We start from the raw sequence: 15,059 nt of genomic DNA, 5'->3' as shown, positions 1-15,059 counted from the left end.
CTCCGAACGGACTTGCTGCGTGGGGACGTTGAGGGGGTCAGCCGGCGAACCAGCGCACGGGCCGGGGCGCGAGGTTCTGGTAGACGTGCTTGGCCTCGCGGTACTCGGCGAGTCCGGCGGGGCCCAGCTCGCGGCCGGTGCCGCTCCTGCCGAAGCCGCCCCACTCCGCCTGCGGGAGGTAGGGGTGGAAGTCGTTGATCCAGACCGTGCCGTGGCGCAGCCGCCCCGCGACCCGGCGGGCCCGGCCCGCGTCGGCGGTCCAGACGGCGCCCGCGAGGCCGTACTCGGTGTCGTTGGCGAGCCGGACGGCCTCGTCCTCGGTGCGGAAGGTCTCGACGGTGAGGACGGGTCCGAAGACCTCCTCCCGGACGACCTTCATCTCGCGGTGGCAGGCGTCGAGGATCGTGGGCTCGTAGAAGTACCCGGACTCCGGGCGGACCTCGCTCGGCTCCGGCCGCTTGCCGCCGCACCGCAGCACCGCGCCCTCGGCGAGCGCGGAGGCGACGTAGCCCTCCACCTTCTCGCGCTGCTGCGCGGAGACGAGCGGGCCGCACTCGACGCCGTCGGCGGTGCCGCGCCCGAGCCTGATCTTCTGGGCCCGGCGGGCGAGTTCGGTGACGAAGCGGTCCCGGACCGACTCCTCGACGATGAGCCGGGCACCGGCCGAGCAGACCTGGCCGCTGTGGATGAAGGCGGCGTTGAGTGCCTGGTCGACGGCGGTGTCGAAGCCCTCGTCGGTGGCGCAGGCGTCGGCGAAGACGACGTTGGGGTTCTTGCCGCCGAGTTCGAGCGCGACCTTCTTCACGGTGGGCGCGGCGGCCTGGGCGACCTTGACGCCGCTGACCAGGCCGCCGGTGAAGGAGACCAGGTCGACGTCGGGGTGCTCGGCGAGCCGGGCGCCGACGGTGTGGCCGGGGCCGGTGACGAGGTTCGCGACCCCGTCGGGCAGCCCGGCCTCGGCGAGCAGTTCGATCAGCGCGATGGTGGTCATCGGGGTGATCTCGCTGGGCTTGAGCACGAAGGTGTTGCCGGCCGCGAGCGCCGGGGCGATCTTCCAGCTGGCCTGGAGCAGCGGGTAGTTCCAGGGCGTGATGAGCGCGCAGACGCCCACGGGCTCGTGCACGACGACGCTGTGGATGTCGCTGGACCCCGCGTCCACGACCCGGCCGGGCGCCTCGGCGGCGACCAGGTCGGCGAAGTAGCGGAAGGCGTCGGCGACGCAGTCGATGTCGACGCGCCCCTCTTCCACGGTCTTGCCCGCGTCCCGGCTCTCCAGCAGGCCGAGCGCCTCGCGGTCGCGCACGAGCAGGTCGGCGACGCGGCGCAGCAGGGCCGCGCGCTCGGCGACGGGGGTGGCGGGCCAGGGCCCCTGGTCAAAAGCCTGCCGGGCCGCCGCCACGGCCCTTTCCGCATCCTTCTCGTCACCCTCGGCGACCACGGCGAACGGCCGGGCGTCCGCGGGGTCCAGGATCTCGCGTGTCACACCCGAGACCGCTGCCAGCCACTCTCCCCCCGCGTGGATGGTCGCCTGGGCCTGTCGTGCCGTTCCGTTCGCCATGTTCGGTGTTGCCTTCCGTTCCTGATCCATGCCCCTGCGTCACACACCTGCCACGCTCGGGGACCGCGTCCGCCTGCCCGGGCCGACGAGCGGCATGCGTAATCGGTGGTCGAAAGTGCGCCGTGTCACCGAAAGTACGCCTCAAAAGGGACGGAAGGGCGCGACTCGGACCGCTGCGCTCAGTCCATGGGCACCGCACAGTGCGTGCCGGACGGATGGGGCGGCCTCGCTGCCGGGCAACGGGGGACGGACAGCGCGGGTGGGCAGCACGGGAGAACGCGTGCACGGCGGGGGTCCCGCCGTGCACGCGTTCTCCCGGGTCCGTCAGGGGTTCAGGTCGTCGGCCCGCCCGCCGAGGTTGCGGATCATCCGGCGCAGGACGTCCAGCGCGGTGGCGTAGTCCTCCTCGGGGACGCCCTCGTGGATCTCGGCGCGCACCCGCCGCAGGACGTCGACGGCGCGCCGGGTGGCCTCCCGGCCGGCGTCGGTGGTGCGCACGCGGCCGGCCCCGTCGACGCTCAGCCAGGCACGGGCGACCAGGGTGTCGACGGCCCGCCCGATCTCCTCCGGCCCGGAGTCGAGGTGCGCGGCGAGCCGGTCCTGCAGCTCGGCCCGGGTGCGGGGAGCGTCTTCGGCGGCGATGTCCTTCAGGACCCACCACTGCGGCTGGGTGAGATCGATCCCGGCCAGCGCGCCGCGCAGATGGCGTACGACGGCCTGATGGGCGGCCCAGGTCCAGTAGCCGACGGGCTGGACGGCCGAGGGGGCGGCCTGCGGGGCGGCGGCGGGGGAAACGCGGACGGTCGTCATGGAGGCCACGCTAGGAGCGGCAGCGCCGGGGCGCCTCGCACGCGCCGCGAACGGGTGAGAGCCGAAGGCGTGCGCGGTCACCCCGCGCTTGAAATTCCTTCACCTCGCATACAACCGTTTCTTACCTTCGCGAGTCTCCGCATCCGAGCCAACAGGCTCCACATCACTCTCGTGCCGCCACGCAACCCCCACTGAGCGTGCGGCACGCTGTCCACTTGGGGAACGCAGATGCGCATTCGAGCCAGCCTGGCCACCGCGACCGTGTCCGGTGCCGTGGCGCTCACCTCTCTCGTCGCCCCGGCCGCGCACGCGGCCGGCAACCCGGCGGGCACCGCCGCGAAGCTGGCGGCGGCACCTTCTGTGGCCGCCGTCCCGGCCGACGACGTCCAGGGCGACACCAAGATCACCAAGGTCACCGTCAACGCCGATGCGGACCTCGTCGTGGGCGTCGGCAAGAAGTCCTTCAACATCTACGTGACCGCGAACGACCCGTCCGGCATCTACACCGCCGGCGCCTTCCTGTGGCACGGCACCAGCATCGACGGCGACAACCCCGACGTGGACGGCGTCCTCGCCACGGACCAGGACGCCACGTGCGACAAGTGGAGCGCCACCGCCGCCACGTGCAAGATCACCATCACGGTCGATCCCACCAGCGACCTGTACGACAGCTCCCTGAACGGCAAGTGGAACGTGGCGGCGTGGGCGGTCGGCAACGACTCCGACTACATCCAGAAGAACACGTACAAGAACCACTGGGTGAAGCGCGCCGTCAACGTCAGCGGCTTCAACGCGGGCCCGGAGCCGGTCTCCAAGGGCAGGACGATCACGGTCACCGGCACGCTGAACCGGGCGAGCTGGACCTACCTGAAGTACTACGGCTACGGCAGCCAGTCCGTCCAGCTGCAGTTCAAGAAGGCGGGCGCGAGCTCCTACAGCACAGTCAAGACGGTCACGTCGTCGTCCAGCGGTTACCTGAAGACCACGGTCACCGCCGCGGCGGACGGCACCTGGCGCTTCCACTACGCGGGCAACAGCACCTCGTCCGCCGCCGACGCGTACGACTACGTCGACGTGCGCTGAGCGCGCCAAGCGCCAAGCACCACGCACAGCCAGAGGCCCCGGAACACTCCGGGGCCTCTGGCCGTATCAGGTCTTCTACGGCGAACTCGCCGAGTGCGTCGCTCAGATGAGGCCGAGCGCGCGAACCGCCTCGCGCTCCTCCACCAGCTCCTGCACGGACGCGTCGATGCGGGTGCGGGAGAACTCGCTGATCTCCAGGCCCTGGACGATCTCGTACGCGCCGTTCCTGGTCGTGACCGGGAAGGAGGAGATGAGACCCTCCGGGACGCCGTAGGAGCCGTCCGACGGGATGCCCATGGAGGTCCAGTCGCCCTCGGCCGTGCCGTTGACCCAGGTGTGCACGTGGTCGATGGCGGCGTTGGCGGCGGACGCGGCGGAGGACGCGCCACGGGCCTCGATGATCGCGGCACCGCGCTTGGCGACGGTCGGGATGAACTCGTCGGCCAGCCACTTCTCGTCGTTCACGGTCTCGGCGGCGTTCTTGCCGGCGACCGTGGCGTGGAAGATGTCCGGGTACTGGGTGGCGGAGTGGTTGCCCCAGATGGTCAGGCGCTTGATGTCGGCGACCGTGGTGCCCGTCTTCTTCGCGAGCTGGGTCAGCGCGCGGTTGTGGTCGAGGCGGGTCATCGCGGTGAAGCGCTCGGCCGGGACGTCCGGCGCGGCGGCCTGCGCGATGAGCGCGTTGGTGTTGGCCGGGTTGCCGACGACGAGGACCTTGATGTCGTCCGCGGCGTGGTCGTTGATGGCCTTGCCCTGCGGCTTGAAGATGCCGCCGTTGGCCTCCAGCAGGTCGCCGCGCTCCATGCCCTTGGTGCGGGGGCGGGCGCCGACGAGCAGGGCCACGTTGGCGCCGTCGAAGGCGACGTTCGGGTTGTCGGAGATCTCGATGCCCTGGAGCAGCGGGAAGGCGCAGTCGTCCAGCTCCATCGCGGTGCCCTCGGCGGCCTTCAGCGCGGGCGTGATCTCCAGGAGGCGCAGCTTGACCGGCACGTCCGCGCCGAGCAGCTGGCCGGAGGCGATGCGGAAGAGCAGGGCGTAACCGATCTGGCCGGCCGCGCCGGTGACGGTGACGTTCACGGGAGTGCGGGTCATGGCGTTCTCCGTAAGGACAGCTGGCGGTGGGGCTTCCCGGCCCCGGGCGATGATCGATCTCTTGGCGTCAAGAGATCGATCCAGCGGTCAGGCTATCGCGCATCCGGCATGCGAGACGTACCGGGCCGTGTGGCTCGCCCCACAAGGCGGCCACCCGACGCAATCCCGGCCGTCGCCCGGCCCCGATCCGGCACCGGCCCGGCCGCGAACTGCCCATGACCTGGCCCGACCTGGCCCCGGCCCGGCCCAACGAAGCGGCGGCCGCCGGTCCGGGAGAGGGGGACGGAAGGCGGCCGCCGATGGGGGAGGTACCGGCTGGCCGGACTCCCGTGGGGGGTACCGTTCGCGTGCCCAGGATCCGCCGGGCCATGCACGCCCGTCCCGGAATTTCACCCGCACGATGTCACGCGGGTGCGGTTTCCTCCGTTTCGCCGCATTGTGCACCCCGTCCGCCCGTCACTTCGTGCACCCCGTCCGCCCGGAGGCGAGGGTCGCGCACGCCTTGGCCTGTGCCGCGTCCTGCACGGCGACCATCGGGGTGTAGGCGATGGCGTCGCCCACGGCGGTGATCCGCCCCGACTGGCGGACCGTACCGGCCGAGACCTCCACCCTGTCGCCCTGCGTGGCGCCGGTGATCCGGCCCCAGGCGGCGCCGCAGGCCTTGCTGTAGCGGACCTCCAGGGTGGCGGTGCCGACGGCGGCGGTCTTGGCGGTGCTCACCAGTTCGCCGCTGCACCCCATGGCCTCGGCGTCCTTGCCGGTGCACGCGGAGCCGGCGCACTTGACCCCGGGCGGCGGGCTCGTGTTCCGGTCGGCGGTGGGCGACGGCGGCTTGGCCGCGTCCTGGTGCCTGCCGCCGTCGCGGTGGGTGAAGAAGAAGACGCCGCCGATGATGACGAGCACGCCGACGAGCCCCGCGAGGAACATCGTCACCTGCTGCCGCCTCGCGCTCCCCCCGGCGGGCCGGGCGGCGTCGTGCGGCGCCGGGCCGCCCGGCGCCGGGGCGGACCCGCCGGCCTCCCCGGCACCCCGCGCCCCGGCCGCCGAGGCCGACCCGGAGCCGGCCCCGGCACCCGCGCCGGGCCGGGGGCTCGTCCTGGACGGGCCCTGATACCCGGCCAGGCCCCAGGAGTTCACGGAGTCACGGCCGGAAGCCGCTTCGGAGCCGGCGTCCCCGCTCTCGGCCGAGCCGCGGTCGCTGCCCGCGCCGTCGGCGAGGCCGCTGCCCGCGCCAGCGGCCGCGCCGCGCCCCGCCCCGCCCCGGACGTCCGCGTCCGGTCCCGAGGGCTGCACGGGAATCGTCGGCGACACACCGGCCGGTCCGGCGATGCCCGGAGTCGCCGTGGCACTGCCGTTCTTCCGGCCGGACAGACCCGGCAGCGCCTGCCCCGACGGCCCCCCGGTGGCCTCCGCCGCGCCGAACTCGCCCAGTGCCGCGCGGGCCTGGGAGATACGGATCGCCTCCATGGTGCGGTCGTGCCGCATCTCCGCCCGGCTCCAGGCGCGTTCGGCCAGCTCCCACATCGTGGTCAGGTGGACGGGGCTGGTACCGGTCACCTCGGCGAGCGCCACGACCGCGCCCTTCGGCGCGAGGAGCCGGCCGCCCAGGTAACGCTCCCAGGACGTCTTGCTGTAGCCCGTGCGGTCGGCCAGCGCGGCGACGCTCAGCCCGCTGTGGTCCACCAACCGCCGTATCTGACTGGTGAACTCCTTGATCTGCGGGTCCAGATCCTCCGGTAGGTCCTTCCAACGAGGCATCGCTTCCCCCCTTGCTCTCCCCCGGTACGTCCCGTCCTGGCTACCCACAAGGATGCCGTGCCTAAGGATCCCAGTTCCCGCAGTGGGAGCGCACGGGGGCACAGGCGGCGCGCGGACGCCGCGGCGGACCGGCCGGGGGACGCGCCGATGGCCCGCGTCCCCGGGGGAGGCGGGCCATCGGCGGCAGCGGGGCTAGTTGTTGCTGAGCGTGACGTGCAGGAGATCCTTCAGGAACGGGACGTGCAGCCACGGATTCGGCTGGACCATCATCGCGAACAGGACGATCGCGAGGCCGAGGACGCCGTAGGTGACGATGTCCGTGAACCGGGAGCGGACGGCGAGCATGCCGACGCTCGGCACGAACCAGCGCATGACCGCACCGGCCAGCAGGGCGGCGCCGATCAGCAGGGTGCCGAAGCGGAACGTGCCGAGCGCGGTCAGCAGCAGGCCGAGCGCGACCGTGCCCACCACGACCAGCATCGGCCACTGCCGGGCCGGGGCCGGCGAGGCACCCGACGCGGCCCGGCCGCCGCCCTCGGGCCGGGCGGTGTCCCGGGTGATCCGCGGAAAGCGGCGCGTGGTCTTCGCGGGCTGCTCCCCGGAGTCCTGGTGCGGCTCGCGGCCGGCGCGGGTGAGGGCCCCCGCGCGGCCGTCATCGGCCGGCACTGCGCTCCGCCGCCTCGACCACGTTGACCAGCAGGAGCGCCCGGGTCATCGGGCCGACACCGCCGGGGTTCGGGGAGATCCAGCCGGCCACCTCGGTCACGTCCGGGTGGACGTCGCCGACGATCTTGCCCTCGGCGTTGCGGGAGACACCGACGTCCAGGACGGCGGCGCCCGGCTTGACGTCCTCGGCGCGGATCAGGTGCGGGGAGCCGGCCGCCGCGATGATGATGTCGGCCCGCTTGAGGTGGGCGGACAGGTCGCGGGTGCCGGTGTGGCACTGGGTCACGGTGGCGTTCTCGCTGCGCCGGGTGAGCAGCAGCGGCATCGGCCGCCCGATGGTCACGCCCCGCCCGACGACGACGACCTCGGCGCCCTTGATCTCGACGCCGTGGCGGCGCAGCAGGGTGAGGATGCCGTTGGGGGTGCAGGGCAGCGGCGCGGGCTCGCCGAGGACGAGGCGGCCGAGGTTCATCGGGTGCAGGCCGTCGGCGTCCTTGGCCGGGTCCATCAGCTCCAGGACGCGGTTCTCGTCGATGCCCCTGGGCAGCGGCAGCTGGACGATGTAGCCGGTGCAGGCCGGGTCCTCGTTGAGCTCGCGGACGACCGCCTCGATCTCCTCCTGCGTGGCGGTGGCGGGCAGTTCGCGCTGGATGGAGGCGATGCCGACCTGCGCGCAGTCGCGGTGCTTGCCGGCGACGTACTTCTGGCTGCCGGGGTCGTCCCCGACCAGGATCGTGCCGAGGCCGGGCGTGACGCCCTTCTCCTTCAGCGCCGCCACGCGGGCGGTCAGATCGGACTTGATCGCGGCTGCGGTGGCCTTGCCATCGAGAATCTGGGCGGTCATACCCCTATCCTCGCGGATGACCCGCCCCCGGTTCCAATCCGGGTACCCCGCCGCCGTACCATCCCGCCCAACTGTTGATCAACTGTGTTGCACTTGCACAACACCTCCGCTCCTCGGCTGGACAAGCCCATATCCGGTCAAGAACGATGAGGGCACAGTGCAGCGGGCAGCTCATCGGGGGGACGGACCGCATCTGTAGAAACGCTTCCTCCGTGCAGTGCCGCGCCTCGTCCCCGCACTCGACCAAACGGAGGAACACCGCCATGAGCTACGGCGACCCGAACAACCCGTACGGCCCGCCGCCCCAGCAGCAGGGCTACGGCTACCCGCAGGGCCAGCAGCCGGGGTACGGCTACCCGCAGGCCCCGCCCGCCCAGCAGCCGTACGGCATGGGCGCCCCGATGACCGCGATGCCGGGCAACGTCAGCGGCGCCCGCGTGATGCTGTGGGTGATCGTCGGCCTGCAGGTGATCGGCGTGGCGCTGTTCGTCTTCTACGCGGCGATCGTGAACCACGCGAAGAAGGACAGCACCCTCCAGAACGACTCCCAGTTCCAGAAGTTCGCCGACTACGGCACCGGCATCCTGGTGGCCATGGCGGTGTTCGCGCTCGCCTGGGGCATCTTCGGAGCCGTCCTCGCCGCGAAGTTCAACACCGGCGGCAACGGCGTCCGCATCACCACCATGGTGTTCAGCATCATCACCGCGGTCCTCGGCCTGTACCCGTTCGTCGTCGTGGGCCTCGTCCACACGGTGCTGGCGATCCTGGTCGCCTGCTTCGTGGGTGGCGCCAACGGCAGGGCGTGGTTCAACCGTCTGCGCTACTGAGCGATTTCTCGCCAAATCACCGCCAGGGGCCGCGTCTCACCCGTCAAGGGGGAGGCGCGGCCCCGGTGTGTCCCCCTAGGCTGGCCGGGGTAGCCGTACTGTCCGACCCGGCTATCCGTCAGGCACGGGGAGACACACCGTGTACAGCATCATCGTCGTACCTCCGCCGACCACGGAGGGCGACCGCCAGCAGATCCGGCTCGCCCCCGGCGAGCGCCTCAGTTTCGGGCGCGCCCCCGGCAGCGGTCTGCCGATCCCGCACGACGGGGTCTCGCGCCGGGCGGGCGAGATCGTCGCGCAGGGCACGTTCTGGATACTGAGCAACCTGTCCGCGCGGCAGACGTACGTCGTGGAGAACCCCGAGGGCGCCGGTGAGCACATCAAGGTCGGCCCGGGCCGCCTCGACGCGCCCGTCCCCTTCGAGTTCTCCCGGATCGTGCTGCCCGCCGCCGGTGACCTGCTGCCGATCGAGGTGTGGGCGCCGCGCCACGACTACCTGGACGACGACGCGGAGCCGGACGGCGAGGCCACCGCGGCCGCGTTCTCCGTCGACCGCACGAAGCGCTACTTCTCCGTCCTGGCCGCCCTGTGCGAATCGCGGCTGCGCGGCGACCCGCACGCCCCGCTGCCCACCGTCGACCAGGTCGTGGACCGGCTGCGCCCCGCCTGGCCGGCCGCCTCGCGCACCTCGGTGCAGTGGAACATCGACTACCTGGCCGTGAAGCTGCGCCTCAAACCCGGCCCGGAGAGCGCCGATCCGGGCCCCCGCCTCAACGGCAAGAAGGAGTCCCTGGTCTCGCTGGCGCTCCGCTTCGACGTGGTGCGGGAGGACGACCTCGTCGTCCTGTCCGGCTCCGCGAGCCGGGCGGGCCGGTGACCGAGCCGTACGCCGTCCCCGTCCCCAGGGGCTACCGGGTCGGCGCCTGGGAGGTACGCGAGCCGATCGCGACGGGCGCCTTCGGCAGCGTCTACGCCGCCCGCCGCACCGAGCGGTCGCGGGACCTCCCCGACTCCGCCGCACTGAAGTTCCTGCCCACCGGCACCAACACCCCGCGCCAACTGTCCCATCTGCGCGAGCTCGTGGAGCGCGAGGTCACGCTGTACCGCCGCCTGGAGCGGCCGCGCCTGCTCCGCATGTACGACACGCTCGTCGTGGACGACCCCGGCCGCCCCGTCCTCGACGGCGCCACGGTCCTCGTCCTGGAGAAGGCCGAGGGCTCCCTGTCCGTCCTGCTCGCCGCAGCCCCGCGCCCGGACGCCGGCCCCGTCCTGCTCGCCCAGATCTGCGAGGGCCTGGCCCAGCTGCACGCGGCGGGCTGGGTGCACGGAGACCTGAAACCGGCCAACGTGCTGCTGATGCCGGACGGTTCGGCCCGGCTCGGCGACTTCAACATGGCCGCCGAGCTGGAGGGCACCCACGCCTACACCCCCGCCTTCTCCACCCCCGACTACACCCCGCCCGAGCTGCTGTGGGCGGAGATCGGCGACCGCGGCCGCCGCATCCGCCCCTCGGCCGACGTCTGGGCCTTCGGCGTGCTCGCCCACCTCGTCCTCACCGGCACCTTCCCGCTCCCCGGCGCGACCCCGACCGCCCGCCGCGACGCGGCGATGAGCTACGCGCGCGGCACCGACGCGCTGCGTCTGTCGCCCGAACTCCCGGACGCCTGGCGGGAGATCGTCCGCGACTGCCTGGCCCGCACGCACGCCGACCGCATCACGACGGAGCCGCTGCTGCGCCGGGTCGAGGCGGCGGCGGGCACGGGCGATCCGTCGCGCCTGCTCCGCCTGCCGCGCCTGCTCCGGCGCCGCAGACGCCTGCCGGCCGCGGTCGCGGGCCTCCTCGCCGCCGCGGCCCTCGCCTACGGCATCAGTGCCTGGCCCGGCGACGCAAGCACGCACGCAGGCTCGGACGGGAGCGGCGTCAGTGCCGCCCAGGCCGCCGCCGAGGCGCGTTACGGCGCCTCCGAACTCCGTACCGGCCAAGGCGTTCCGGTGCGGTACCGCCGTCTGATCGTGGACTCCGCCCACGCCTGCTCCGAGCCCGATGTCACGCCCGCGCTCATCGCGGCGATGCTGAAGTCCGAGAGCGACTTCGACCCGAACCTCTCCGACCCCGGCAAGCAGGAGTTCGGCATCGCCCGCTGGACCCCCGCCATCCTGCGCTGGTGGATGCGGGACGACGGCGTCCCCGCGTCGGCGACCCCCACGCCGCCGCTGACCCCGTCCGTCTCCGTCCCGGCCATGGGCCGCTACCTGTGCTACATCGACAACCACCTGAAGTCCGGCCTCCCCGGCGACAAACGGGTGCTGGTCTCCGCCGGCTACCGCACCTCGGTCGAGAAGGTGAACGACACGGGCGGAGTTCCCCCGAAGTACCGCGACTACTGCGCCCTTGTCGCCCACTACCTCAAGGAGTACGCGCCCCCGGGCAGGAAGTGACCCTGAGACTTCACAGGTACCGGCGGGCGGCGGGCGCTGTGAGGGTTGGAACCACTCCGCCACGGCGGAGTGACCACACCGTTCATGCAGCACCGTTCACATGGGGGAACACGTGAACATCGTCAAGCCCGCCGCGCTTCTCGTCGCGGCCACCGCCCTCGTCGCCGGCTCCACGGTCGCGGCCGTCGCCGACAGCGCCCCGGACGGCACCCGGGTCACCGGCGTCCAGCAGGTCGCCGACCACGTCCTCGCCGGGCACCCGAAGGTGCTCTCGTCCTCCGCCGACCAGGTCCGCTACGACGGCCTGACCGTCACGAAGGCCCCGCGGGGCAGGATGAGCGCCAAGGACCTGAACTGCGCCTACGGTCACCTGTGCATGACCGTCAACGGCACCAACTTCGACTTCTACAAGTGCCAGACCTGGACCGTCTCGAACTGGACCGGCGACGGCCCGTTCATCAACAACCAGACGCCGGGCACGGTCGCGAAGTTCTTCAACCAGGACGGCAGCGTCCGCTGGACGTCCACGGCCTACGAGTCCGGCACGGCGACCTGGGACCCGATCTACTCCCTGCGTCCCTGCTGACCGACAGACCGACGGCCTCCGGCTCCCTCGGGGGAGGGCCGGAGGCCGTCACGCGTTCAGGGCGCTCAGTGGAAGAAGTGACGCGTACCCGTGAAGTACATCGTCACGCCCGCCTTCTTCGCGGCCTCGACCACCTGCTCGTCGCGGATCGAGCCGCCCGGCTGGACGATCGCCCGGACGCCGGCGCCGATGAGGATCTCGGGGCCGTCGGGGAAGGGGAAGAAGGCGTCGGAGGCGGCGTAGGAGCCACGCGCGCGCTCCTCACCGGCCCGCTCGACGGCGAGCTTGCAGGAGTCGACGCGGTTGACCTGGCCCATGCCGACGCCGACCGAGGCGCCGCCCTTGGCGAGCAGGATGGCGTTGGACTTCACGGCCCGGCAGGCCTTCCAGGCGAAGGCGAGGTCCGCCAGTTCCTCGGGGGACAGGGCCTCGCCGGACGCCAGCGTCCAGTTGGCGGGGTCGTCGCCGTCAGCCTGGAGGCGGTCGGTGACCTGGAGCAGGAGACCGCCGTCGATCTGCTTGGCCTCGACCCGGTTGCAGGGGGCGCTCGGGGCCTTCAGGACGCGGATGTTCTTCTTCTTGGTGAGGGCTTCGAGGGCCCCCTCCTCGTAGTCCGGGGCGACGATGACCTCGGTGAAGATGTCCGCGACCTGCTCGGCCATCTCCTTGCTGACCGGACGGTTCACGGCGATCACGCCGCCGTAGGCCGAGACCGGGTCGCAGGCGTGCGCCTTGCGGTGGGCCTCGGCGGCGTCCGAACCGACCGCGATGCCACAGGGGTTGGCGTGCTTGATGATCGCGACGCACGGCTCGTCGTGGTCGTACGCGGCACGGCGCGCGGCGTCCGTGTCCGTGTAGTTGTTGTACGACATCTCCTTGCCGTGCAGCTGCTCGGCGGCCGCGAGGCCACCCCTGCCGTCGACGTAGAGGGCGGCCGGCTGGTGCGGGTTCTCGCCGTAGCGCAGAGTGTTCTCGCGCTCGAAGGTCGCGCCGAGGAAGTCGGGGAACCGCGAGTCGTCGACGGGGGCGTAGTCGCGCGCGAACCACGAGGCGACGGCCACGTCGTAGGACGCGGTGTGCTGGAAGGCCTCGGCGGCGAGCCGCTTGCGGGCGGTGAGGTCGAAGCCGCCGTCCTTGACGGCCGCGAGGACGTCGGCGTAGCGCTCGGGGCTGGTGACCACGGCGACGGAGGGGTGGTTCTTGGCGGCGGCGCGGACCATCGACGGGCCGCCGATGTCGATCTGCTCCACGCACTCGTCGTCCGAGGCGCCGGAGGCGACGGTCTCGCGGAACGGGTAGAGGTTGACGACGACGAGGTCGAACGGCTCCACGCCCAGCTCGGCGAGCTGCTCGCGGTGGCTGTCCAGCCGCAGGTCGGCGAGGATGCCCGCGTGCACCTTCGGGTGCAGCGTCTTGACCCGGCCGTCCAGGCACTCGGGGAAGCCGGTCAGCTCCTCGACCTTGGTGACGGGGACGCCGGCGGCGGCGATCCGGGAGGCCGTCGACCCGGTGGAGACGAGCTGGACGCCGGCCTCGTGCAGCCCCCGCGCAAGCTCTTCCAGCCCGGTCTTGTCGTAGACGCTGACGAGCGCGCGACCGATGGCCCGCTTGCTGCTGCTGTCGCTGGTCTGGGCGGTCACTGGATAACTACCTTTCGTCCCTCAATGCGATAGCCGTTGCGGGCGAGGCGCCCCACGACCTCGACGAGCAGCCTTCGCTCGACTTCCTTGATGCGCTCGTGCAGCGCGCTCTCGTCGTCCTCGTCCCGGATCTCGACCACGCCCTGGGCGATGATCGGGCCGGTGTCGACGCCGTCGTCGACGAAGTGGACGGTGCAGCCGGTGACCCTGGCGCCGTACGCGAGCGCGTCGCGCACGCCGTGGGCCCCGGGAAAGCTGGGCAGCAGGGCGGGGTGCGTGTTGACGAACCGCCCGCCGAACCGCGCCAGGAACTCCTTCCCGACGATCTTCATGAACCCGGCGGAGACGACGAGGTCGGGCTCGTGGTCGGCGACGGCCTCGGCGAGCGCCGCGTCCCACGCGTCCCTGGTGTCGTAGTCCTTGACCTTCCGCACGAAGGTCGGCAGCCCGGCACGCTCGGCCCGGGCGAGCCCCTCGATGCCGTCACGGTCGGCCCCTACGGCGACGATCTCGGCGCCGTACTGCTCGGCTCCGGTGCGCGCGATCTCGTCGAGGAGCGCCTGAAGATTGGTGCCGGATCCGGAGACCAGCACCACGAGGCGCTTGACCGCGGGGGCAGCGGGGGTGGCGGCCACGATGGGGCCCTTTCTCGGTTCTGTTCGGCTTTTCCCGGTCTTGTACATTCGTACGAATGCTTCGCGCCCCCGGATACGGGGAACTCTACGAAGCAGCCGACCGCCAGCAACGATACCGGCACACTGGACGGCCCCCTCGGGACGGGGGCGTGGCCGGAAGGTAGCGTTCGGGAGGAACCGGCTCGGGAACGCACGCGGTGTGCCATGCGTTTCCGGGGTGGAAGCTCACGTCGGACAGCCGAATTCACCCAGGGGAAGACGCTCTCTTGATGCCCCATCGCAGCCTGCGACTCCGCACGTTCACTCCGCGCCCGGCCCGGGGAGGCGAGAGCGGGCGCGGCGCCGCGCTGCTGCGGGAGCGGCCGTCCTCGCCGCCGCAGGCGCCGCGCGGAGGAGACCGGGACGGCGAGGGAGACGGCGCGGGGCAGCAGGACGACAACCCCTTCGCCCCGCCCCCGGAGGGCAGCCCGGACAACCCGTGGCGCCCCCGGCACCACGGAGGATCGTCGGGTGCGGACTCGGGCCCGGGCGGCTCCGGGGACGGCGGCCGGGGCGGCGGCCCCGAGGGCGGCTCCCCGTGGGGCGGCCAGTGGAGCGACCGGCAGCCCGGCCGCTCCCCCGGCGGCGGCTTCGGCGAGCGGCCCGGTCCCGGTGGCGGCCCCCAGGGCCCCGGCGGCGGCCCGGCCGGCGGCGGCATGCGCTGGGACCCGACGGACCCGGCCCAGCGCCGCGCCCGTTACGCACTCCTGTCGGGCATGTGGGCGGTCTTCTTCGCCCTGTTCAGCTGGCCGTACGTGTCCCTGCTCCTGGGCGTGCTGGCCCTGTACTGGGGCGTCAGCGCCCTGCGCGCGAGGCCCCGCACCCCGGGCCCGGACACCCGGCCGGCCCCCGACGCCGGCCGCCCCCAGGTGACGGCGGCGGTGGGCGGCCTGGTGACGGCGTCCCTGGCCCTGATGCTCGTCGCCTCGACCTTCACCGTCCAGTTCGTCTACCGCGACTACTACACGTGCGTGAACGACGCCCTGACCCACGAGGCGAAGCAGTCCTGCGACACCCTGCTGCCGAAGCAGCTGCGCGGGGTGCTGGGGGTCGGGAACAGCTGAAGTGCCCCCTGAGGGGCG

At 72.5% G+C, this 15,059-nt stretch carries 14 protein-coding genes; 6 read left to right on the top strand and 8 right to left on the bottom strand.

Translation table 11 applies throughout. The annotated features are described in order from the left end of the window. Window positions 1–37: 37 nt before the first annotated feature. Together AC4OXY_RS29950 and AC4OXY_RS29945 are read right to left on the bottom strand one after the other, a co-directional pair. Window positions 38–1,558, bottom strand: coding sequence for an aldehyde dehydrogenase family protein (locus tag AC4OXY_RS29950; protein WP_491991376.1), 1,521 nt, complete (start codon window positions 1,556–1,558; stop codon window positions 38–40). Window positions 1,559–1,882: 324 nt separating this feature from the next. Then, entirely contained in the window at window positions 1,883–2,368 is a 486-nt protein-coding gene (locus AC4OXY_RS29945) for a MarR family winged helix-turn-helix transcriptional regulator (RefSeq protein WP_491991375.1), read from the bottom strand. A gap of 228 nt (window positions 2,369–2,596) precedes the next feature. On the opposite strand from AC4OXY_RS29945, the gene AC4OXY_RS29940 reads away from it, so the two are divergent. After that, window positions 2,597–3,451, top strand: a complete 855-nt coding sequence (locus AC4OXY_RS29940; protein ID WP_491991374.1) for a DUF5707 domain-containing protein — start codon at window positions 2,597–2,599, stop codon at window positions 3,449–3,451. A 102-nt stretch (window positions 3,452–3,553) separates the two neighbouring features. On the opposite strand, the gene AC4OXY_RS29935 is transcribed toward AC4OXY_RS29940, so the two are convergent. The 4 genes from AC4OXY_RS29935 to AC4OXY_RS29920 form a co-directional block, all read right to left on the bottom strand. Next, entirely contained in the window at window positions 3,554–4,543 is a 990-nt protein-coding gene (locus AC4OXY_RS29935; protein WP_356030164.1) for a malate dehydrogenase, read from the bottom strand. A 456-nt stretch (window positions 4,544–4,999) separates the two neighbouring features. Next, window positions 5,000–6,301, bottom strand: a complete 1,302-nt coding sequence (locus tag AC4OXY_RS29930) for a DUF2690 domain-containing protein (protein ID WP_491991373.1) — start codon at window positions 6,299–6,301, stop codon at window positions 5,000–5,002. Window positions 6,302–6,493: 192 nt separating this feature from the next. After that, a complete protein-coding gene (locus AC4OXY_RS29925) occupies window positions 6,494–6,967 on the bottom strand; it encodes a DUF3017 domain-containing protein (RefSeq protein ID WP_491991372.1) in 474 nt (157 codons plus the stop codon). Beyond that, window positions 6,954–7,811 carry a bifunctional methylenetetrahydrofolate dehydrogenase/methenyltetrahydrofolate cyclohydrolase gene (locus AC4OXY_RS29920; RefSeq protein WP_356030159.1) on the bottom strand — a complete coding sequence of 286 codons (858 nt, stop codon included), beginning with the start codon at window positions 7,809–7,811 and terminating at the stop codon, window positions 6,954–6,956. Before AC4OXY_RS29920 ends, AC4OXY_RS29925 begins: the two co-directional genes overlap by 14 nt. 263 nt (window positions 7,812–8,074) lie before the next feature. On the opposite strand from AC4OXY_RS29920, the gene AC4OXY_RS29915 reads away from it, so the two are divergent. The 4 genes from AC4OXY_RS29915 to AC4OXY_RS29900 all read left to right on the top strand — a co-directional run bounded on the left by AC4OXY_RS29915 (window position 8,075) and on the right by AC4OXY_RS29900 (window position 11,663). Then, window positions 8,075–8,638 (top strand): hypothetical protein, encoded by a 564-nt coding sequence (locus AC4OXY_RS29915; protein ID WP_356030158.1) that lies wholly within the window; start codon window positions 8,075–8,077, stop codon window positions 8,636–8,638. Between the two features lie 139 nt (window positions 8,639–8,777). Then, the gene (locus tag AC4OXY_RS29910; protein ID WP_491991371.1) at window positions 8,778–9,515 is read left to right on the top strand and encodes an FHA domain-containing protein; all 738 of its coding nucleotides are present in this window, start codon (window positions 8,778–8,780) and stop codon (window positions 9,513–9,515) included. Then, the gene (locus AC4OXY_RS29905; protein WP_491991370.1) at window positions 9,512–11,077 is read left to right on the top strand and encodes a serine/threonine protein kinase; all 1,566 of its coding nucleotides are present in this window, start codon (window positions 9,512–9,514) and stop codon (window positions 11,075–11,077) included. The genes AC4OXY_RS29910 and AC4OXY_RS29905 overlap by 4 nt, the downstream gene beginning before the upstream one ends. A gap of 100 nt (window positions 11,078–11,177) precedes the next feature. Further along, the gene (locus AC4OXY_RS29900) at window positions 11,178–11,663 is read left to right on the top strand and encodes a hypothetical protein (RefSeq protein ID WP_356030153.1); all 486 of its coding nucleotides are present in this window, start codon (window positions 11,178–11,180) and stop codon (window positions 11,661–11,663) included. 65 nt (window positions 11,664–11,728) lie between these two features. On the opposite strand, the gene purH is transcribed toward AC4OXY_RS29900, so the two are convergent. Further along, window positions 11,729–13,303: a bifunctional phosphoribosylaminoimidazolecarboxamide formyltransferase/IMP cyclohydrolase gene (purH, locus tag AC4OXY_RS29895; RefSeq protein ID WP_491991369.1), complete on the bottom strand. Its 1,575-nt coding sequence runs from the start codon at window positions 13,301–13,303 to the stop codon at window positions 11,729–11,731. After that, the gene (purN, locus tag AC4OXY_RS29890; RefSeq protein WP_356030150.1) at window positions 13,300–13,938 is read right to left on the bottom strand and encodes a phosphoribosylglycinamide formyltransferase; all 639 of its coding nucleotides are present in this window, start codon (window positions 13,936–13,938) and stop codon (window positions 13,300–13,302) included. Before purN ends, purH begins: the two co-directional genes overlap by 4 nt. Window positions 13,939–14,207: 269 nt before the next feature. On the opposite strand from purN, the gene AC4OXY_RS29885 reads away from it, so the two are divergent. Next, a complete protein-coding gene (locus AC4OXY_RS29885; RefSeq protein ID WP_491991368.1) occupies window positions 14,208–15,041 on the top strand; it encodes a hypothetical protein in 834 nt (277 codons plus the stop codon). Window positions 15,042–15,059 lie beyond the last annotated feature (18 nt).

Source organism: Streptomyces sp. HUAS MG56, assembly GCF_058673395.1.
This window is presented reverse-complemented; position numbering and strand designations above follow the sequence as displayed.

What these genes read in the sequence shown, in the direction of transcription:
- AC4OXY_RS29950 (WP_491991376.1), bottom strand. Translation starts at nt 1,558, where the DNA reads ATGGCGAACGGAACGGCACGACAGGCCCAGGCGACCATCCACGCGGGG.
- AC4OXY_RS29945 (WP_491991375.1), bottom strand. Translation starts at nt 2,368, where the DNA reads ATGACGACCGTCCGCGTTTCCCCCGCCGCCGCCCCGCAGGCCGCCCCC.
- AC4OXY_RS29940 (WP_491991374.1), top strand. Translation starts at nt 2,597, where the DNA reads ATGCGCATTCGAGCCAGCCTGGCCACCGCGACCGTGTCCGGTGCCGTG.
- AC4OXY_RS29935 (WP_356030164.1), bottom strand. Translation starts at nt 4,543, where the DNA reads ATGACCCGCACTCCCGTGAACGTCACCGTCACCGGCGCGGCCGGCCAG.
- AC4OXY_RS29930 (WP_491991373.1), bottom strand. Translation starts at nt 6,301, where the DNA reads ATGCCTCGTTGGAAGGACCTACCGGAGGATCTGGACCCGCAGATCAAG.
- AC4OXY_RS29920 (WP_356030159.1), bottom strand. Translation starts at nt 7,811, where the DNA reads ATGACCGCCCAGATTCTCGATGGCAAGGCCACCGCAGCCGCGATCAAG.
- AC4OXY_RS29915 (WP_356030158.1), top strand. Translation starts at nt 8,075, where the DNA reads ATGAGCTACGGCGACCCGAACAACCCGTACGGCCCGCCGCCCCAGCAG.
- AC4OXY_RS29900 (WP_356030153.1), top strand. Translation starts at nt 11,178, where the DNA reads ATGGGGGAACACGTGAACATCGTCAAGCCCGCCGCGCTTCTCGTCGCG.
- AC4OXY_RS29885 (WP_491991368.1), top strand. Translation starts at nt 14,208, where the DNA reads ATGCCCCATCGCAGCCTGCGACTCCGCACGTTCACTCCGCGCCCGGCC.